Source organism: Streptomyces sp. BL1, from assembly GCF_057628045.1.
On sequence record NZ_JBXYWZ010000002.1, the window covers coordinates 1779984 to 1800146 of the forward strand.

At 70.1% G+C, this 20163-nt stretch carries 14 protein-coding genes and 1 tRNA gene; 6 read left to right on the forward strand and 9 right to left on the reverse strand.

From position 1 onward, the window contains the following. Positions 1 to 125: 125 nt before the first annotated feature. The 4 genes from AC3AGO_RS08050 to AC3AGO_RS08065 all read left to right on the forward strand — a co-directional run bounded on the left by AC3AGO_RS08050 (position 126) and on the right by AC3AGO_RS08065 (position 6066). A tRNA-Leu gene (locus AC3AGO_RS08050) sits at positions 126 to 210 on the forward strand. A 529-nt stretch (positions 211 to 739) separates the two neighbouring features. Then, positions 740 to 5353, forward strand: a complete 4614-nt coding sequence (locus tag AC3AGO_RS08055; protein WP_487819446.1) for a DUF6531 domain-containing protein — start codon at positions 740 to 742, stop codon at positions 5351 to 5353. Next, on the forward strand, positions 5334 to 5627 hold the full coding sequence (locus tag AC3AGO_RS08060) for a hypothetical protein (RefSeq protein WP_487819447.1): 294 nt from the start codon (positions 5334 to 5336) through the stop codon (positions 5625 to 5627). Before AC3AGO_RS08055 ends, AC3AGO_RS08060 begins: the two co-directional genes overlap by 20 nt. After that, positions 5620 to 6066, forward strand: coding sequence for a macro domain-containing protein (locus AC3AGO_RS08065; protein ID WP_487819448.1), 447 nt, complete (start codon positions 5620 to 5622; stop codon positions 6064 to 6066). The genes AC3AGO_RS08060 and AC3AGO_RS08065 overlap by 8 nt, the downstream gene beginning before the upstream one ends. Positions 6067 to 6648: 582 nt before the next feature. Here the strand turns inward: AC3AGO_RS08065 and AC3AGO_RS08070 are convergent. From AC3AGO_RS08070 to AC3AGO_RS08110, 9 genes are all read right to left on the reverse strand, one after another. Next, entirely contained in the window at positions 6649 to 7407 is a 759-nt protein-coding gene (locus AC3AGO_RS08070) for a DUF2637 domain-containing protein (RefSeq protein WP_487819449.1), read from the reverse strand. A 380-nt stretch (positions 7408 to 7787) separates the two neighbouring features. Further along, positions 7788 to 9905, reverse strand: a complete 2118-nt coding sequence (locus tag AC3AGO_RS08075) for an ATP-binding protein (RefSeq protein ID WP_487819450.1) — start codon at positions 9903 to 9905, stop codon at positions 7788 to 7790. A 296-nt stretch (positions 9906 to 10201) separates the two neighbouring features. Next, a complete protein-coding gene (locus AC3AGO_RS08080) occupies positions 10202 to 11212 on the reverse strand; it encodes a hypothetical protein (protein WP_487819451.1) in 1011 nt (336 codons plus the stop codon). Then, on the reverse strand, positions 11203 to 12501 hold the full coding sequence (locus tag AC3AGO_RS08085; protein WP_487819452.1) for an ATP-grasp domain-containing protein: 1299 nt from the start codon (positions 12499 to 12501) through the stop codon (positions 11203 to 11205). The genes AC3AGO_RS08080 and AC3AGO_RS08085 overlap by 10 nt, the downstream gene beginning before the upstream one ends. Continuing rightward, positions 12498 to 14081 (reverse strand): FAD/NAD(P)-binding protein, encoded by a 1584-nt coding sequence (locus tag AC3AGO_RS08090; RefSeq protein WP_487819453.1) that lies wholly within the window; start codon positions 14079 to 14081, stop codon positions 12498 to 12500. The genes AC3AGO_RS08085 and AC3AGO_RS08090 overlap by 4 nt, the downstream gene beginning before the upstream one ends. Further along, positions 14078 to 15100: a 2,3-diaminopropionate biosynthesis protein SbnB gene (locus AC3AGO_RS08095; protein WP_487819454.1), complete on the reverse strand. Its 1023-nt coding sequence runs from the start codon at positions 15098 to 15100 to the stop codon at positions 14078 to 14080. Before AC3AGO_RS08095 ends, AC3AGO_RS08090 begins: the two co-directional genes overlap by 4 nt. Positions 15101 to 15191: 91 nt before the next feature. After that, complete coding sequence (locus AC3AGO_RS08100) at positions 15192 to 15674, reverse strand: DUF2000 domain-containing protein (protein ID WP_487819455.1); 483 nt, start codon at positions 15672 to 15674, stop codon at positions 15192 to 15194. A gap of 120 nt (positions 15675 to 15794) precedes the next feature. Next, entirely contained in the window at positions 15795 to 17537 is a 1743-nt protein-coding gene (locus tag AC3AGO_RS08105; protein WP_487819456.1) for a tetratricopeptide repeat protein, read from the reverse strand. A 55-nt stretch (positions 17538 to 17592) separates the two neighbouring features. Then, positions 17593 to 18609, reverse strand: a complete 1017-nt coding sequence (locus tag AC3AGO_RS08110) for a cysteine synthase family protein (RefSeq protein ID WP_487819457.1) — start codon at positions 18607 to 18609, stop codon at positions 17593 to 17595. Positions 18610 to 18799: 190 nt separating this feature from the next. Here AC3AGO_RS08110 and AC3AGO_RS08115 point away from each other — a divergent pair, with 190 nt between their 5' ends. Both AC3AGO_RS08115 and AC3AGO_RS08120 read left to right on the forward strand, forming a co-directional pair. Next, entirely contained in the window at positions 18800 to 19597 is a 798-nt protein-coding gene (locus AC3AGO_RS08115; protein WP_487819458.1) for an AzlC family ABC transporter permease, read from the forward strand. Further along, a complete protein-coding gene (locus tag AC3AGO_RS08120; RefSeq protein ID WP_487819459.1) occupies positions 19594 to 19899 on the forward strand; it encodes an AzlD domain-containing protein in 306 nt (101 codons plus the stop codon). Before AC3AGO_RS08115 ends, AC3AGO_RS08120 begins: the two co-directional genes overlap by 4 nt. Positions 19900 to 20163: the final 264 nt, after the last annotated feature.

The following is a 20163-nucleotide window of genomic DNA, read 5'->3' on the forward strand; positions in this document are numbered from 1 at the left end:
GTTCTCCCGGCCCATCCTCCCGCTTCCGCTTCCCGGCCCCAAGCGCCGGTCGGTGGTGATCGGCACCCCTCGGCGGGTGCTAAGGTTGACTCCGTCGCCGCGGCCGAGAGCCACGGGGCCACCACGTCGGGGTGGCGGAATGGCAGACGCGCTAGCTTGAGGTGCTAGTGCCCTTTACAGGGCGTGGGGGTTCAAGTCCCCCTCCCGACACTCTCCACGGAATCCCGTCCGGCTCAGCCGGACGGGATTCCGTGCGTTCGGGGGTTTCTCGGTGGATGCGGGCTGCGGGCCGGCGCCCTTGGCCGGTGCGACCCGCCGCTCTCGGCGTCTTGGCCGCCGCCACCCGGCTCTGGCTCCGGCTCCAGCTCCGGCTCTGGCTCTGGCGGCGGCATCCTGCGGATGGCTGGAGCGGGGTGCCGCCGGGACAGGGATGAACCGGCGTCCTTGGCGGCGAGAGCAGCCGGCAAGTGGATCCGGGCCGGGCCCTTCTTGTGAATCTTCCGCCACGGCACCTCTACAGGGCGCTCCGATGCGCCCTCCACCAGCACTGATGCCACTTGAGTCACTTCCATCCCTTTGCCACACTCAGGCGAACTGGCTTTCGCGTACGGGTGGTTGGGCACGTCCACGATCCCGCCGAAGCAGCTGGAACGTCCGACGGGGGCGAAGTCGCGACCGTCGGCGCTGAAGGGGATGTGCGGGCCGTGGGCCCGCCGGGCTATGAGGGGGATGCGGGGCTATGGCTGGTCGGCCGTCGGATTGGAGTCCACTGGATCTGGAGGCGGATCCGGTTCCGGGCGATCCGGAGCGGGTGAAGCAACTGGCCCGCAAATTCCACGAGTTCTCCGAGGATGTGGGCGAGGCGCTGCGCTCGGTCAACTCCATGTCCCGCGAGGATTCGCTGGCCACCTGGGTCGGCAAGTCCGCGGACTCGTTCCGGGAGGGCTTCGAGGGGGTCCCGGGGAATCTGACGAAGCTGCGGGATTCCTACGGTCTGGCCGGGGACGCGTTGACCTGGTACTGGCCGGAGTTGGAGAAGGCCCAGTCCCAGTCGCTGCGGGCTTTGCGCAAGGCGCAGGAGGCGCAGAAGGACCTCTCGCACGCCAACTCCCAGCTCTCGACGGCCAATGCGTGGGTGGACCGGGCCGGCCGGGAGGCCGATAAGCACCAGAACGGCGATAGCGGGGACAAGAAGGCGCCGTCGCCGGATGAGGGCAAGGTGCGGGCCGCGGTGCGTAACGCGAAGGACGCGAAGTCCTCACAGGCGTCGGCCCAATCGGCGGTCAACGACGCCCAGTCGGCGCTCGATGCGGCCAAGAAGATGGCCGAGGACGCGCGGAAGCTGCGCGAGGAGGCGGCGGAGGACTGCAAGCGGAAACTGGACGAGGCCTCGGACGCCGGTATCCAGAACCGCAACATGTTCGAGGACGCCGCCAAGTGGGTCGGTGACCACTGGGACGACATCGTTGCGGTGTGCAAGGTCGTGGTCGCCGTCCTCGGCATCGTCGTCATGATCATCGGCGGCCCGATCCTGGCGGCGATCGTCGTCGTGGCGGCCCTGGTGGTCCTCGCGGACACGTTGAACAAATACCGCAAGGGCCAGGCCGGGCTGCTGGATGTCGGCCTGGCCGCGCTGGACTGCATCCCCGGCGCGAAGGGCCTTACCAGTGCGGCAAAGCTCGCTGCCGGAGCGAAGGGGCTGGCGACTGCGGCGAAGAGCCTGCGCGGGGCGGGCGGTGTGCGGCGCATGCTGTCCGGGGCCGGCAAGCGGATGTTCACCCGCGGCGACAATGCGGTCGCCCGGGGCTGTTCGGACCCGGTGGACATGGCCACCGGCATCATGTTCCTCCCCCAGACCGACGTCTCCCTGCCCGGCACGCTGCCGCTGACCTTCGTACGGCGGCACGCCTCCAACTACCGGGCGGGGCGCTGGTTCGGCCCCACCTGGACCTCCACCCTCGACCAGCACCTGGAAGTGGATGAGGACGGCATCGTCTTCGCCACCGAGAACGGCCTGCTGCTGGAATACCCACTGCTGACTACCGGCACGGGCCCGGACGAGGACGGCGCTGTCCCTGTGACGGACGGAGAGGGCGCGGCAACGACAGCCGTAGAGCCCGTCTATCCGTCCGAGGGTGGCCCGCGCTGGCCCCTACTCCCGGCCTCCGGAGGCGGGTTCACCGTCACCGACCCGGGATCGGGCCACACCCGCCGCTTCGCCGCACCGGATGCGGCGGGCCGGTGCCGGATCGAGGAGATCGCCGACCGGCACGACAACCGCATCACCTTCACCTACGACGACGCCGGCCGCCCCGCAGGCCTGGTCCACTCCGGCGGCTACCAGGTCCGCGTGCAGACCGGGTCAGGACGGGTCACCGCCCTCGACCTCGCCAACGCGGCCCCGGACGGCAGCGACCAGCGGCTGATGGCTTACGGCTATGAGGGCGGGCACCTCGCTACGGTCGCGAACTCCACCGGCATCCCCACCCGCTTCACCTACGACCACTTCGGCCGGATGACCGGGTGGACGGACACCAACAACCGCTCCTACGCCTACCGCTACGACGAGCACGACCGCTGCACCTCCCAGGGCGGCGAAGCCGGCCACATCACCCTCACCTTCGGCTACGACCAGACCGCCCCCAACGGCAACCGCCTCACCACCGTCACCGAGCCGAACGGGCACACCACCCGCTACGAAATCAACGAACTCCTCCAAGTCGTCACCGAAACCGACCCCCTGGGCAACACCACCCACACCGCCTGGGACGAGTACGATCGCGTGCTGGCCCGCACCAACCCCCTGGGCCACACCACCACCAACACCTACGACACCGACGGACGACTGCTCGCCGTCACCCGCCCCGACGGCACCCGCACCCGCATCACCTACAACGCGGCCGGCCGGCCCGTACAGATCACCGCACCGGACGGGGCAACCTGGCACCAGGGCTTCGACAGCGCGGGCAACCGCACCTCCGCGACGGACCCGGCCGGCGCCACCACCGAGTACACGTACAACGACCTGGGCCATCTCACGTCCGTCACCGACGCGTTGGGCCACACCACCACCGTCGTCTGCGAGGCAGCCGGACTCCCCTTCCAGGTGACCGACCCGCTCGGATCCGCCACCCGCTACCAGCGCGACACCTTCGGCAACCCGATCAAGATCACCGATCCGCTGGGCGAGGTCACCCGCCTGACCTGGACGGTCGAAGGCAAACCCACCACCCGCACCGCCCCCGACGGAGCGCGGGAAACCTGGACGTGGGACGGCGAAGGCAACTGCACCCACCACACCGACCCAGGCGGCAGCGTCACGTCGTACGAGTACGGCCATTTCGACCTGCTTACCGCCCAGGTCAATCCGGACGGGGTGCGGTACGAGTTCACCCACGATGCCCAGCTACGCCTCACCCAGGTCACCAACCCCCAGGGCCTGACCTGGAATTACGCCTACGATCCGGCCGGACGCCTGATCGCGGAGACCGATTTCGACGACCGCACGGTGCGCTACAAGCACGATGCGGCAGGCCAACTCTGCACCCGCACCACACCGCTCGGCGAGACCATCGCCTTCGAGTACGACGCCCTGGGCCAGGTCCTCCGCAAGGACGCAGCCGGCAAGGTCACCACATGCACCTACGACCCGGCAGGACGCCTGCTGAGCGCCCGCAACCCGGACGCCGACGTGCGCTACGAGCGCGACGCAACGGGGCGCATCACCACCGAAAGCGTCAACGTCAGTACTCTCTCGCACAGTTACGACGCGCTGGGCCGTCCGGTACTCCGAGAGACCCCCACCGGCGCAGTCACCACGTACACGTACGACGCGGCAGGCAACCGTACAGAGCTCACGGCGAACGGCCGCACCCTGGCCTTCACCCACGACGACCTGGGCCGCGAAACCCTGCGCCGCATCGGCACCGGAGTGGAGCTGTCCCAGGCATGGGACCCGGTGGGCCGCCTGACCGGCCAAACCGTCGCCGGTCCGGATGCGGGGAGGGTCCAGCGTCGCGCGTACACGTACCGTCCGGACGGCAATCTGGTCGGTATCGACGATCAGTTGAACGGTGAGCGCCGCTTCGATGTGGATGCGGTCGGCCGGGTCACGGCAGTCCACGCCCACAACTGGACCGAGACCTACGCCTATGACGCGGCGGGCAACCAGGCCCAGGCCACCTGGCCGGACCGGCACGCCTCTCCGGAGGCACGGGGCGAGCGTTCCTATGAGGGCACGCGGATCCGCCGCGCAGGTGCGGTCCGTTACGAACACGACGCCGCGGGCCGCATGGTCCTGCGCCAAAAATCCCGCCTCTCGAAGAAGCCGGACACCTGGCACTACACCTGGGACGCCGAGGACCGACTGGTCGCCTGCACGACACCCGACGGCACGGTGTGGCGGTACCTGTACGACCCCTTCGGCCGCCGCCTATCCAAACAACGCCTCGCCGCCGACGGCGAAACGGCCGCAGAACAGGTGGACTTCACCTGGGACGGCCCCACCCTCATCGAACAGACCACCACCGGGGCCGGATTGCCGGACCCGGTCGTCCTCACCTGGGACCACAACGGACTGCAGCCAATCGCCCAAACCGAACGCCGGGTGGACGAGGCATCCCAGCGGGAGATCGACTCCCGCTTCTTCGCCATCATCACCGACCTCATCGGCACCCCCACCGAACTCCTCGACGAACAAGGCGACATCGCCTGGCGCACCCGCACCACCCTCTGGGGCACCACCACCTGGTCCGCCAACGCCACCGCTCACACCCCGCTCCGCTTCCCCGGCCAATACCACGACCCCGAAACAACCCTCCACTACAACCACCACCGCCACTACGACCCCGAAACAGCCCGCTACACGTCACCGGACCCCCTCGGCCTCACCCCCGACCCCAACCCGGCCACCTACGTCCACAACCCCCACACGTGGGCGGACCCCCTCGGGCTGGCGCCGTGCCGTAAGACCCTCTTCCACTACACCGATGAGGATGGCCTCAACGGAATTCTTGACAGTAAGAGTCTGCGAATGTCGGAGGGGCAAGTCCACGCACGGTTTGGCGATGGCCAGTATTTCACCGACATTGAGCCCGAACGTATTGTCGGACTAAAGAAATCTGATCTAACCCAAACCCAGCTCAACAATGGGGAGATATCCCGCTATCAGCTAGTACAGAAGCTCTGGGGGCGACCGACTCGTGCCGGGTATAATCGGTCGACACACTTCTTGGAGATCGATGTAACGGACCTGCAGATAGTTGACGGCAGACCCAATGTGCAAGTTCACCATAATAATGGCCCGCTCGACCTTACCGGCAGGATAGTACGCCATGGACAAACACCATCATAAAGCTGAATATGTAAAGATCCCCACGGAGGTCCTCTCTGGCCCGGATGGTGAGGTGTTCATCGAGTTCATCGATTCCATCCCGACGCGACAGGTGACTAGCGTCGGGGAGCGCTGGCTCTCTTCACGCAATGATTATGATCCCGCTGTGGGCCCCCTCCTCACAGATCAACCGTTGGAGCCAGGAGAGTTCGATGAGGAGGATCGGATCTCCGCTGACGAGTTCGAAAGGGCATGGACGAATGCCCTTGCGTGGGAGGACGCCAAAGATGATTGAGCATCGGATTGGTGATCTTTTCTCGGCATCGGATGTCGATGCATTGGCGCACGGTTGCAACTGCGCCGGAGCAATGGGACGCGGTATCGCGGTTCAGTTCCGGGAACGATGGCCGGACATGTACCGCGAATACAAGAAGCAGTGCCAGAACGGAAACTTCACCCCCGGCGAGGTTCTGCCGTGGCAGGCAGAGGGAGAATGGAAGTGGGTCTACAACCTCGGAACACAACGCCATTGGCGCACGAAGGCAACACAAGAAGCAATCGCGGATTCCGTTAATTCCATGCTGAAACACGCCGACGAGCACAGTGTTTCCCGGATTGCCATGCCGCGCATTGGATCAGGACTGGGTGGCCTGAATTGGGAACAAGTGGAGACCGCACTGGAGGCGGCGACACAAGGGCGCAATGTCTCACTTTTCGTGTACACACTCCCTTGAAAGGTGAGTCTCCGAAACGAGAGCTCCCCAAACCGTACTACCCTCCTGTCCACTCCTGGCCTGTGTTTCGGCCTGCTGACTTGACAGACCGTCAGAGGTGTTCCATTCGGCTGCGCGCGTTCGTTTCCACTACACGGGCACTCAACAGTTCCAGATTGGCTGGCGAGTTGGGCAGTGTGCGAGCCGGTGCCCCATTCGCTTCCTCCGCCGAGCGGGCGGAGCAAGGCGGGACCCTTCCCGGGGCATGACCAGGCCGAACCCGTCACAAGCGGGGTCGCGCACGACAGAGCCGACAACCAGTTGCGGGATCGCTGTGTGGAGAAAGTGGGTTGTGGCCCGGAGGTTGCGCCGCCTGTCACCGGTCGGCTCTTGACAAGCACGGCAGCCTGCGCGCACGCCACAGACGCCGAGTAGACGCCAAGATGGATGAGCCCGTAGCGGGCCGCTGAACCAGTACCGCAGCCATACTCGTTCCTGTTTTCATCCAGTACCTCGCGCCAGGGAGTGCGTGCGTCCATGGCGCGGAGCTGGATGCCCACCCCCCGAGAGAGCGGAGGCGAGGGCGTCCCGGGCCTCTACCACTTATTGTCTCGGTGAGGACTGCCCCGGGAAGAGGACGTTGTGTTCTGCGCGGATGGCGGAGACCAGGGTTCTTGAGCGGGCTGCGCCTATGCCGAGGCGTTTGCGGAGGGTCTCCGCGGAGATGGGGCGGCCCTGGTCTCGCCAGTGGTGGGCGTCCTCTTCGCGCGCCTTGTCCAGGAGGGTGTCTCCGCCTTCGGTGTCGGGTTGCCGGAGGACGGTAACCGGCAGCAGCGCTGGCCCTGTTGGGCCTTGAGGTGTATGGCCATCAGCCCCTTCACCACTCGGCGGTTCAACACGCTGGGCACTCCCCTCCCCCGCGCTGTCGATGGTCTGCAGGAGCCCCGGGCCGACTCCGGCCCAGCCGATCAGTAGCAGCGGGCCCACCGCGTCGAACGCTGCCCTGCCGAACTGGCCCTCCAGCAGGGTCTCGGCCACGTTCAGCGCCAAGGTCATCACGCCGGAGAAGACCAACAGATGGCGTGCCGGCCGCAGATGCTCCTGAGGTACACCGTTCAGCGCCAGATAGCGGGTTCCTAGTAGCAAGCTCAACACCGAGAGGTCGACAGCTGGCGCGACCAACGGTGCCACGTACGGCGGGACGCCCAGGCGCAGGGCCAGGCTCCACACGTTGCCGAAGCCGAACAGGAACGCCAGCCCGATCACGCCGGCGACCATCCACGTCACCCACCGCAGCGTGACCTCGCGGCTGAACGAACTCCCAGCACCGGCAGCCACCTTGGGGCCTACAGGCTGCGTCATCTAACCCACCTCCAGCCGCGTGCTGCGGGCCAGGGCGTGGGCGTAGTGGTTGTGTCCCCCTCCCGACACGGACAGTGCGCCCGCGGGCGGTGTCGGCTGAGCTTCAGTCGGCATCGTCCGCTCCGGCTTCGAGAGCGGACGGTGCCATGCCAGCTTCCGGTTGCACTTCGCAAGGGTGCGGCGCGCCGGCTTCGCCTCCACGTCCACCTCCGACTGTCCGTCCGTCAGGGCCGCGAGGATGACTCGACACGGTGCGGTCCGAAAGCGCCGGTGAGCCCGTCGTTCAACTCTCCGGCCAGCCCCCGGGGACGCGCGGCCAGTTGCCCTGCATCCTTCGACCGCATCGGGCTGCCAGGCCCTTGAAGGGGCCAACAGTGGGGTCAGTCTGTGAGGTCGCGCTGTGCGGGGGCGGGTGGGGTGAGGGCTTGGGCGATGGCGGTGTTCAGGTCGGTGTCGTGGCCGGTGCGGTACGCCGTCTCGTAAGCCTCCTCGCCCAGGGCGGCGCGGGTCTGGCGTTCGCAGACTCGGCGGGCGGCCACCACCGCGGGGATGCCCGCCCGTGGCCGTCCGAGCGTCTCCCACAGCTGCGCGGCCAGGCCGAGCAGCCAGGCGGCCTCCGTGCCCCGGTCCGTGGCGGCGGCAGCACGGGCCAGCGCTTCCAGGGCCATACCGATGCCCACACCGTCACGCAGCCGGTGTTTGACCAGCAGCGCGGCCCGGGCGTGCTCGTGGGCGTCCTCGAACCGGCCCAGGGCCAACTCGGCCTGGGCGCGGACAAAATCGCCCCAGGCGCGCATGCTGCGCTCGCCGTTACGGACGCAGGCGGCGCCCAGCTCGTCCAGCCGGGCGACGGCTTCCTCGAAGCGGCCCGCGGCAACGAGGTAGTGGCTGCCGAAGACGAGGGCTGCCAGAGGAATCAAGGTGAGCGGCTTTTCGCGCCAGTCCGTGGCGAGCAGAGCCTCGACCCGGGACATCACCTGCTCCAGGTCCCCGCGCAGCACCGACACCCGCAGTTCGGTGGCGGCCGCGTAACTCCGCTCCGTGTCACCAAACTGTGGGGCCAGAGCGGTCAATTCTGCAGCCCGTTCCTCAAGGGCGGGCAGGTCACCCAGGTAGACCAGCACGGGGCCGCTGGCGTACAGGGCCTTAGCCCGTGCCGGGGAGGGGGCGGTGTCGGCGGCCAGGGCCCGGTCCAGGTAGAGCCGTCCCTCCTTGAGGACCCCGCAGCCGTACCAGAAGAACCACAGGGATCCGGCCAGCTCCAGCGCGGTGTGGTCCTCGGGTTCGGCCAGGCTGTACTCCAGAGCGGCGCGGATGTTGCCGTGCTCGGTGGTCATCCGGTCGTACCAGGCGAACTGATCGGGCCCGATCCAGGCGGCGTCGCCGGCCCGGGCCAGTGCCAGGTAGTGCTGCCGGTGCCGGTGTCGCAGCGCCTCTTGCTCGCCAAGGCCGCGCAGCCAGTGCGCGCCGAATTCGCGGACAGTGTCCAGCATCCGGTACCGCTCGCCGGCCCCGGTCGGCGCCCAGACCAGAAGCGACTTCCCTGCCAGCGCCTCCAGCATGCGGGGGATCTTGTGGCCGGGCAGGTGTTCATCCGCGCACACCTGCCGGGCCGTCTCGGCATCGAAGCTGCCGGCGAAGACCGAAGCGCGCGCCCACAGCAACCGCTCCGGCGGCGAGCACAGTTCGTGGCTCCAGCCGATGGCGGTGCGCAGTGCCCGATGCCAGGGCGGGTCGGTTTCATGGTCCTCGCCCTCGGTGTCGCCGAGGATCGCGTAGCGGTCGCTCAGGCGCCGGTTGAGCTCGGCCACCGACATCTCGCCCAGGCGGGCGGCGGCCAACTCCAGGGCCAGGGGCAACCCTTCCAGCCGCCGGCACAGGGCGGCCACCTCGGCGCGGTTGCCGGAGGTGACGGTGAAACCGGGCACGCGCTGGGCGGCGCGCTCGGCCAGCAGCACCACCGCGTCACTGTCCTCGCACTCCTCGGCCGCGTCGTCGGCGGGGACGGACAGCGGGTCGAGGGTGAACACTTCCTCGGCGGGCAGACCGAGACGGCGGCGGCTGGTGGCCAGGATCCGCACGTTCGGGCCCACCGTCAGCAGGTCGGCCGCCGCCTCCCGGCAGTCGTCAACGAGGTGCTCGCAGGTGTCCCACACCAGCAGCATCTCCCGGCCGGCCAGGTACTCGGCCACCACCTCGATCATGGGGCGGGTGGTCTGGTCGACCAGCGGCAGTGCCTGGGCGATGGCGTACGGAAGCGACCGGCCCTCGCTCAACGGGGACAGTTCCACCCACCACGTCCCGTCGGCGAAGTCCGGCTGCACCTCGGCTGCCATCCGCCGCGCCAGCCGGGTCTTGCCCACGCCCCCGACGCCGCTCACCGTCACCAGCCGCGACCGCCGCAGCAGCCGCGCGCCCTCCGCCAACTCCGCGTGCCGCCCCACCAGACGGCCCTGCTCCACCGGCAGATTCCCCACCGACCGCTGGCCGCTGTCCACCCCGGTCGCCCCCTTTCCGATCAGGACGCGTCTTTCGTCCGCGTACCCCTGACCTAGCAGAACACCGGCACCGGACACGGCACTTCGGCGCCGCTTCACCCCGAGGGCATCGCACCGGGGTGGCAGGGCATGGCAACGCTCCGCCGGGCCGGCCAAAGCGCTGACGGGCCGGTCAGAGCGCCGGCAGACATCACCTCAAGTCGGCAGCGGGTGTCGGGGCATGGCCGGGGCATCGCTGAGAGTGGCCGACTGCCGGTGTTGCGGGGGCGGGTGCGTGGGGCGGGTGGGCTGTCCGGTCAGGGGCCGGTCGTGACGTGGTGGTTGTCGGCTTGTGCTGCGGGGGGTGGGGCGTCCGGGGTGCCGGAACGCCCGGCTTTTCCAGGGGTGTTGCCGCTTCCGCGCCGTGTGGCGTTCGCTGTGGCCAGGAGGACCATGGTGGTGGTGAGGGCGAGGGCTACGGGGTCCAGGTGGGCGGTCCAGAGGGCTTCGGAGAGTGCGGTCATGCCCGGCAGGGTGGTGAGTACGACCATCGCCGCCATCGGGTTCGCGCGCTGGAGGCCCACTTGGAGGACGAACAGCGGGAGGGTGACCGCCGCGATGCCCACCAGGGGAAGTACGGGCAGTGGGATGCCGCTGTCGTACGGGGAGCCGCCGCGCAGTACGAAGAGGGCCGCCGCGCCGAGGTAGGTCGCGTGGAAGCGGTGGGCGGTGACCGTGACGGGGTCGGCGCCCCGGGCGCCCAGCGATTTGGAGATCAGTGCGAGCGCCGAGGCGCCCGCGCCGGCGATCACGACCAGGGCGATGCCTGCCGTACCGGTCCAGTCGTATCCGTCCGCGCCGGGCGAACCGCCGTCCCCCGTCCCTGAGTTGAGGCGCCATGCCAGCGCGCCGCCCGCGGCGGCCAGCACCGCCGCGAGGGACCAGTCCCGCGCCGTGGAGCGGTGTCCGGACCTCGGCAGCAGGGAGAGCACCGCCAGCGCCAGGGGGCCCAGCGCCGTCTCCACGCCGCTGGCCAGCGTCGCGGGTACCCAGGCGAGCGCCACGTAGAAGCTCAGGAAGGTCACCGCGGTGACGGCGTTCATCAGCCACAGCAGCCGTCGCACGGCGCGCCGTTCCCCGTGGCCCGGCTCATGAGGGTCGCGTCGCCTCCTCCGCCGGACCGCGGCCAGCGCCGTGAACAGCAGCGCCGAGCACGCGAATCCGGAGAAGGAGAGGAGCAGGCTGCCGCTCGCGGTCAGCCGTCCGGACAGATAGCCGAAGCAGCCGGCCTGGAGCAGGACCGACAGCGCGATCATCGCTACGGGCATGCCAGCGTCTGCCCTTCGGCGGCGGGGCCGGCCGCGGCGGGACCGGTTCCGGCGGGAGCCTCCTCGTCCCGTACGCGGAAGAAGTCGCCCGCGTCCTCCATGCCGTGCACCATCTCCAGGACGCTGGCGAGGAGTTCGTGGTCCTCGTGTACGAGGAAGGCGATGCCGCACGCGCCGGTGGTGAGCGTACGGTCGCGCAGCGGCTCGCCCACCCGGGGCAGCCGGGCCACGCTGTGGAAGCCCGGCATGCGGCGCAGTACCCGCAGCCCGTCGACGGATTCCAGCACCCCGTCGCGGTGCGGACGGAGGAAGAGCTTGGCGACGGTACGGGCCGGGCCGTACGGCAGCTCGAAGCGCCGCTCGAACTCGGCGGGCCGCAGGTAGCGTTCCACGGTCAGGTGCTGGTGGCTGTAGCCGAATGCCGCGTGGTACGGGTCGGGCGCCAGGCACGGGCCCATGATGCGGGAGTTGACCTCCACCAGGCGCGGGCCCCGGGCGGTGAGCATCACCTCGGTGTGCGCCGCGCCCTCGCGCACGCCGAGGGCGTCCAGGCAGGCCAGCACGTAGTCCACGAGGGCGCGTTCCTCGCCGGCCGCCTCGGTACGGGACACGGCGTGACGCAGCACGGGGGCGCCGTCGACGCGGTCGATGCGTTCCCCGTACAGCTCGGTGAGGAGGTGACGGCCGCCCAGGCTCACGGTGTTGACGATGTACTGGGTGCCTTCCAGGCACTCCTGCACCAGGACGCGGTCGTTGGTGCCGCCCATCAGGTTCCGGGCGCCGGTCACCTCGCGGAAGGCGGTGAGCGCCGCGGCCCGGTCGGGGCACACGGTGCAGCCGTCGCTGCCCGCGCTGTCCAGGGGCTTCACGACGAGCGGGTAGTGGTCCCAGCCGTCCAGCACCCGCTCCAGCTCCGCCTCGTCGGTGACGGTCACGGTGCGCGCGTGCGGCAGTCCCGCCTCCCGCAGCGCCTCGGCCATCAGGAACTTGTCGCGGCGCGCGGCGCGGAGTTCCGGCAACTGGTGCGGGCTGCCGAGGAGTTCGGCCAGTTCGTCGGCGAGGGTCACGCCGTACTCGCTGGCGGGGAGGACCGTACGGACGCCCATCCGGGACAGCTGCCGCGCGGTGCGCTCCGGGTCGCCGTGGTGCATCAGGCGCGGCGCGGTGTCGTCCGCCGCGTGGGCGGCGCGCTGGTCCTCGGTGTAGACGTGCACGCAGGGGGCGCCCTCCTCGCGGAAGGCGGCGGAGAGTTCGGGACCGGTCGACACGGGATTGACGAGAGCGATCACGCTGCTGCCCCTTTCCGGAGGCGGGTGAGGGAGGGGGTGGAAACGGGCGGCTGCACGGGGACGGGCTCTGTGACAACCGGCTGCGCGGAAGCGGACTGTGCGGGAACGGGCTGTGCGGAAACGGTCTCCGCCTCCGTGGTGTTGATGCTGTGCGCGACCGCCTGGGCGTGCTGCGCGGCGGCGCGCAGGTAGTTGACGATCGGCACCCGTGTGCCCGCCGCCGCGCCCAGTGCCCACAGCCGTTCGGCTCCGGCGCCGGGCGTACGGATCAGGCGCAGGTCCTGTGCGACGGCGACGGGCCGCATGCCGTGCCGTGCCGCGTCCGGGCCCGCCGATTGGGCGGCGCCCACGTGCAGTTGGCCGTCGGGGGTGACGGAGAGGCAGGGGGCCTCGACGCCGGTGGCGGAGACGATCCAGTCGACGTGCTCCGTCGTGCCGTCCGGCCACTCGACGCGCCAGCCGTCGGACTCCGGGGTCACACCGCGCGGGTAGTCGTCGGCGACCGAGAGGGTGCCGGCGTCCATGTGGGCCAGCAGGCGCCGCGCGTTGGTGACGGGGATCGCGGAGATGTACCGCGACATCAGGCTCCGGTGGGCGTCCAGTACCCGGCGCCGCAGCGCTTCGGGGAGGCCGGGCAGCACCTGGTTCGCCGCGTCGATGACCTCCGCGATCGCGTCCTGCCAGGGCACCTGCCCCGCCTCGGCCAGCGCGGTCTCCTCCCGCAGCCGTGCGTGCGCCCCGCGCCGTCGGCTGAGCCCGCGGCGTACCGGCTGCCCTTCGCCCAGCGCGCGCACCGCGCGGAGGAGGGGGCCCAGCAACGTCCGCGCGTCCCCGCCCCGTTGGAGCTGCCGCGCCCACTGGCCGGCCAGCCCGGTTTCCGGGGTGCGGCACAACCGGGTGCGTACGGCGGGCAGTTCACCCGACGGCGAGGCCAGGACCGTACGGCGGCCGTCCCGGCACAGGGTGAGTGCCGCGTCGATCGCGGAGAGCTTGGTGCCCAGCACCAGTACGCGGGCTTCCGCGGGAATCCGCCGCAGCCGCTGTACGGGGTACGGGCCGGCGAGCAGCCGCGGCGCCCCCGCGTGTCCGTGCAGCAGCTCCGGCGTCTGCGGGGTGTCCCCGCCGACGCAGAACAGCACGTCCGTGGCGGTCACTTCGCGGCCGTCGGTCAGCGTGATCCGGTAGTCGCCGGGGCTGCCGGTCACCGTTCCGGCGCGGCCGCGGGTGTGGGCGACCTTCGTACCGCGGCGTTCGGCTGCCGCGCGGTGCCGCAGATAGCGCTCGCGGGCGTACTGGGTGACCAGGGCGCGCGGTACGAAGTCCGCTCGGTGCACGGGCCAGCCGCGTGCCGCGAGGTAGCGCAGCAGGTCCGACGTGCCGTCCGGGCGGAGCGAGGTGACGTCCACGGAGGTGTTGCACAGCAGCCGGGGTTCACCGGAGCCGAAGGCGGGGGCGCAGCCGATGGGGTTCGGCGCGAGGAAGCGGATGGACTCCACTCCGCGCACCTCGGTGAGGTGCACGAACGCGCTCACCGCCGCCGGTCCCCCGCCGACGATGACCACCTGCCGTCCGCCGCTCACGCCTCGACCCCGGTGAAGCCGGGGACGGTCACCACGCCGTCCCTGCCGAGCGCGCGCTCCAGCACCAGACCGCCGATGGCGATGTCCAGCGAGCCGAGGCCGAACGGCGCGTAGAAGGCGGTGCGTTCACGGTCCGGGCGTACCTGTCCGGAGAGGACGTCGCCGATGGCGGTCACCGCCGCACGGTCCACCACGCCCTCGTCGGCGGCGAGCGCCAGCGACGTCTTCTCGCGCAGCGCGTGCGAGACGTCGTCGACGTAGTGGGCGCCGCCCGCGAGCGCCGAGGGCCTGAGGTCGCGCAGCGACATGTGCAGCACCACGGCGCCCGGCGCGAACCAGGCCGGGTCGTCCACGTACGGCTCGGTCGCGGTGGTGGCGAACAGCACCAACTCGGCTCCGTCCAGAGCCTCTTGCAGCCCGGAGGCGACGGACACCGAGGCGGCGAGGCCGTTCTCCTGCGCTTCGGCGAAGGCGCGGGCGCGCTCCGGGTCCAGGTCGTACACGGTCAGTTCGTCGCAGTTCCAGCCCTGCCCGGCCAGCACGCGCAGGGTGGTGGCGGAGATGTAGCCGGTGCCGACCACGGCCATCTTCCCGGCCGTACGCCGGTCCTCGCGCAGCGCCCGGGCGCCGACGGCGGCGGAGAGCGCCGTGCGGTGGCCGCTGATCCTCGCGCCTTCGAGTACGGCCCTGGGGAATCCGGTACGGGGGTCGTTGAGCGCGATGAGGGCCGAGGCGCGGGGCAGGCCGAGGCTCAGGTTCCGGGGGAAACTCGATATCCACTTCACGCCCATCGCGGGCGAGGGGCCCGCGACGTAGGCGGGCAGCGCGATGACGCGTTCACGGCGGTCGGCGTCCGGGCGCAGGAACAGGCTGTCGGGGTTGACCAGTTCACCGCGTGCGGCCTGGAGGTAGACCTCCTCGACTATCCGCTCGCTCTCCTTGCCGAGACCGTCCAGCACCTCCTTCACGACGGCGGCGGGGACGACGACAAGGTCCTGGGCGTACTGCGTGCTGCTCAACTCGTGCCTCCGGGCAATCAGTTCGTACAGCTAGCTCGGTAAGTCGGTATGAGTGGTGCGCATGGAGCGGTACCGCGGATGGTGATGGGGGTTACTTCAGCAGGGAGAACTTCTTGGTCAGCGGGTCGATTTCGGCGCGCTTCCCGAAGAGCGCCACCCCGTAGTGGTCCAGGTCGGCGCCGGCGGTCTGCCGCATCCGCTCCAGTTGCTCGGCGTAGGTGTCACCGGTCATCGCCGAGGTGAAGTCGGTGTGCAGTACGCCGGCCGCACCGGCCTCCTCACGCAGCCGGCGCAGCCAGGCGGGACGGCCCTCCAGCACGACCAGCGACAGGCCGGAGACCGGTGCGTGCGCCTGTCCGTCCGCGTCGGGGAAGGAGAGGAAGGACATCTTCGGCAGCAGCTCCGGGCGTTCGGCCGCCGCCTTCGCCACCAGCCCCAGACACAGGTGGGACGCGGCGTTCGTGGCGACGCCGTGGTCGAGCTTCGCCTTCAGTGCGACGACGAACTTGTATTCCGCGTCGACACTTTCTGGAGAGATGATGATGTTGCCAGTTTCGGGCATGGGGGTACCCACGAGGACCTCCTGGAGAAAGGTGAGACGGAAGCGGGCCCATGAGCGGGAAAGGCCCGTGAATTCAGTCCGGGGTGATGACGGAATCACCCGGACCGTGGAATCGGCCGAATGCGGTGGGGCCTATCGGGTGGGGGTGGGAAACACCTTGAACACCCCAACCCGCTGCGGGTTCATGCGGTATCCGGGACGGCCCTGGACCACCGCGTCCTGCACGATGTCCCAGTCGGTGAGCTCGGCGAACGCCTGCTTGCAGGTGGCGCGGAACCGGCGCACCGTCTGGGCCAGCGCCGCCGTCGTACGTCCGGAGCGTTCCGCGAGTTCGGCGGCCGAGAGGAACGGGATCTCCGTACCCTCGGTCTGACCGCGCATCAGGTCCTCGCCCAGCGCCTTCAGCACGTCCACCAGCGGTGCCGGGGAATTCTCGTGCACGGTGATTCCCTCGACGGAGAGCCGCGTCCCGTAGAGAGTGACCTCCAGCTGGTGCGGCTCCGACATCTGCGGGTCGGCGAGCCCGACGGACAGGAATTCCGGCGCGAGGAGATCGGCCCGCAGCCCGATGTACTTGCTCAGCAACTGCCATTCGCCCTGCTGGCGCGGCGCCTGTACGTGGTCGACGACGGCGCTGAGCGCGTCCGGGACGCTGCCGCGCAGCTCCGGGAGATAGCGGGTGATCCACTCCACGGCGGTGTCCTTGCCGTGCAGCCGCGCGTGCAGCACCGCCGCGTCCAGCAGCACCAGCCCGGCGTGCTCCTGGAGGCCGGCGTACCCGAGCTGTTCGTGCAGCGTGACCGCCGCGTCGATGAGCGGGCCCGGCTTCACCCGCACCCGGTAGGTGCGCAGCATCCGGTGCCACCGCTCGTGCGCCGTGAGGTGCACGTCCCACGACTCGGAAGCGGACGCGTACCGGTCGGCGAGGTGCTGGAGGATGCGCGGGTACGGCGATTCGGGGAAGGTGACCCAGCCCAGCGAGAAGACGTCCAGCGCCGCCTCGAAGTCCCGCCGTCCGCCGTAGCGGCAGGCGGAGATGAACAGTTCGCTGGCCCGCACGTAGCGCTGCAGCAACTCGTGGTCGCGGCAGGTCAGTTCACGCGGACGCAGCGCGGACGACTCCACGAAGGTGCTGTAGCCGCCGCTCTGCACGTCCCCGACGTGGAAGTACGGCTTGGCCGCTGAGCGGGTGGGCGGGAACTGCGCCCGTACGCCGTCCACATAGCGGCGCTGCTCCTCCAGCACGGTGGCGGCCCGCCCGGGGTCCCCCGCGCCGAGTGCCGCGACCACCAGGTCGGTGTAGATCCAGGCGGTGTCCGCGTAATAGAGGTAGGTGCGGTAGCGCTCCAGCGACTCCTCGAAGAGCGGCCGGGCCTTCTCCGCTTCACCGTCCGCCGCCGTCTCCAGCGCCTGCCACCACAGGACGAAGGAGACCCTGGCGAACACCTCGGGCCCGGCGTCGAGCCCCAGCCCCCGGGCGAGCCGCGCGAACGCGGCGGGGAAGGCGGATTCGGCGTACGCCGGCCACCCCTGACTCAGATGGTCGGCGGCCTCCTCCAGCCCGGCCAGCGACCGTTCGTCCACGCTGCGGTCCAGCAGGATCACGATCTCCTTGGCACGCGGCAGGATGCGGCCCGTGTAGAGCAGGGAGCTGTTGGTGTAGCGCTCCATGACGGTGAACAGCGAGCCGGCGGCCGACTGCCCGCCGTCCAGGCGCGCGCAGAGCGCGCCGAGCAGCAGCAGCGTGGCGATGTCGTGCTCGTCGGACTGGCGGAGATCGGCGGCCGACAGATCCGTGAGGTCCGTCACGTCGTACGGCCTGCCGCCCCTGGCGTGTTCTTCGAGAGCCTTGTAGGCCTCGGCAACGCTTGTCACTTCTCACGTCCATTCATCGTGCGCTTCACCCTCCGGGCGAAGGGCGGGCTTCTCTCTACCGGATGCCGCTCACACCGGCCATTTCGCGCTCGGCCGGTTCCCCGTCGGCCGAGTGCGGTGCGGCTTCGATCCGGGAGAGCCAGCCGTCGTTGTAGACGGTGCTCTCGTACTTCTCCCCGCCGTCGGCGCACAGGCACAGCGGTTCGGTGACCTCGGGGTTCTCCGCGAGGTGGCGTACGCAGGCGGCCACCACCGCACCCGAGGACGCCCCGAGGTGGATTCCCGCCTCACGGAGGACCTTGCGGCAGTAGTGCGCCGCCTCGGTCGCGCTCACATACGCATAGTCGTCGATCAGCGAGGCCCGCAGGAAGGAGGAGGGCCGGCTGGCCCCGATCCCCGACAGGTGCCGCCGCGAGGGCGGACCGCCGTAGGCCACGGATCCTTCCACATCCACGGCCACCATCCTGGTGTCCAGGCCCCGTTCGCGGAACGCCTGGCTGACCCCCGTGAAGGTGCCCCCGGTGGAGACGGCGGCGAACAGCGCGTCCGGCGGCTCGACGAACTGGCTCAGGATCTCCGGGCCGGTCATGGTGCGGTGTATCTCCGGGTTGCGCGGACTCTCGTACTGGTTGACCCAGACGTATCTCTCGTCCTCCGCCAGCATCTCCCGGACCTTGGCCAGTCGGGTGAGCAGGTGGCCGCCCGTCTCGTCGACCTCGTCGACCATGACGATCTCGGCGCCCAGGTCGCGCAGGCGGTTGCGGCACTCCACGGTGCTCAGCGGGTCGAGCACCGCCGTGAAGCCGACCCCGAGAAAGCGGGCCATGCTCGCCAGCGCCACGCCCAGGTTTCCCGAGGTGGATTCGAGCAGCTGGACGCCGGGACGCAGCTTGCCGTCCTGCGCGAGTCCGCGCACCAGCCCGAAGGCCGTGCGGGCCTTGATGGAGCCGGTGAAGTTGTGCCCTTCGAGCTTGAGATGGATCCGGCGCGGGGCGCCGTCCACGTCGAGCTCGACGGTCTTGACGGGGGTGAGACCGAGGAGGGCCTCGAAGCGGTCCAGGTAGTGCTGCATGAGCTTGCTGCTCCCTCACACGTGCCGGGTCGAGAACGAACCGCCGAGCGCGGCCGCCTTGATGTCATCTTAGGGTACGTCGATGACTTTTTACAGTCATCAGGAGTAGAGTCCATGACAGATGGATGGCCGGCGGCGCACACCGGCGCGAACGCCGGGCCGCAGAGCGGCACAGGGAAAGGGGCCCGAAGTGGCGGAAGAAGATGTGGGCGGTACGGCGACGGGCGAGGAGCCCGGCACGGTCACCGGGGAACAGCGCTCCGCGCTGCTGCGGGACGCACTGGGAATCGGAGTGGCGGTCGGCGCCTACGGGCTGTCGTACGGCGCGCTCGCCGTCTCCGCCGGACTGACGGTGGCGCAGAGCCAGGTGCTCTCACTGCTGCTGTACGGCGGGTCCACGCAGTTGGCCCTGGTCGGCGTGCTGGCCGCGGGCGGCGGAGCGGCCTCGGCGACCGCGACCGGTGTCCTGCTGGGGGTGCGCAACCTCTTCTACGGGGTCAGCCTCCGCTCGGTGCTCGCGGTGCGCGGCAAGGAACTGCTGCCCGCAGCGCATCTGTTGAGCGACGAGAGCGCCGCCATGGCGTTCGGCAAGCCCAGCCGCGCGGCGAGCCGCTTCGCCTACTGGGCCACCGGGCTCACGGTGTTCCTCTGCTGGAACCTCGCCACGCTGGCCGGTGCGCTGGCCGGCTCCCTGATGACGGACCCCAAGGTGCTCGGGCTCGACGCCGCCTCCTCCGCCGCGTTCCTCGCACTGGTCGCGCCGCGGCTGAAAGAGCGCGCGCACCGGATGGTCTTCGTCCTGGCCTGCGTGGTCGCACTGTTCGCCGCGCCGGTGGCCGGCGCCGGACTGCCGGTCGTACTGGCGGGTCTGACAGCGCTGAGCGTGCTGCTCCTGCCGCGCAGCTCGCGCGGCGAACGACGGGAATCCGCACGGGAGTCCGGGCAGGACACCGCCCCGTGCGACGGAGTGCGGGAGGGATCCATATGAGCTGGACATGGCTCGCCGTCGCGATAGCCGCGTGCTTCGCGCTGAAACTGCTCGGCCTGCTCGTCCCCGAACGGGCCCTGTCCCACCCGGCCGTGGCGCGCACGGCCGAAGCGGCCCCGGTCGCCCTGCTCGCCGGACTGATCGCCGTACAGACCTTCACCGTGGAACAGCAGATCGTGCTGGATCACCGCGCCGCCGGCCTGCTGGTGGCGGGTCTCCTCATCTGGCGGCGGGCGCCGTTCCTGCTCGTCGTGGTGGCGGCCGCGGCGACGACGGCCCTGCTCCGCTGGTACGGAGGCTGACCCGGGCTCCTGCCCCCGTGCGCATCGCGCGCGTTGTGCTCCGGCCGGTACGGACCTCCGTACCGGCCGGAGCACTGTGCTGCGCGGCAACTCGCGGCCGTACGGGGCACGTTGCCCGTCATCCATGGCACGGCTGCTCGGTCACGCCGGGCTCCCCCACGCCTGACCCGCACAGGCCGGCCCCGCGCAGGCCGCACTGCGCCCCGGGCCTGACGCACGCCAACGCGCCATGCCGGCACGGCGGTTGCCGTGCCGGCATGGCGC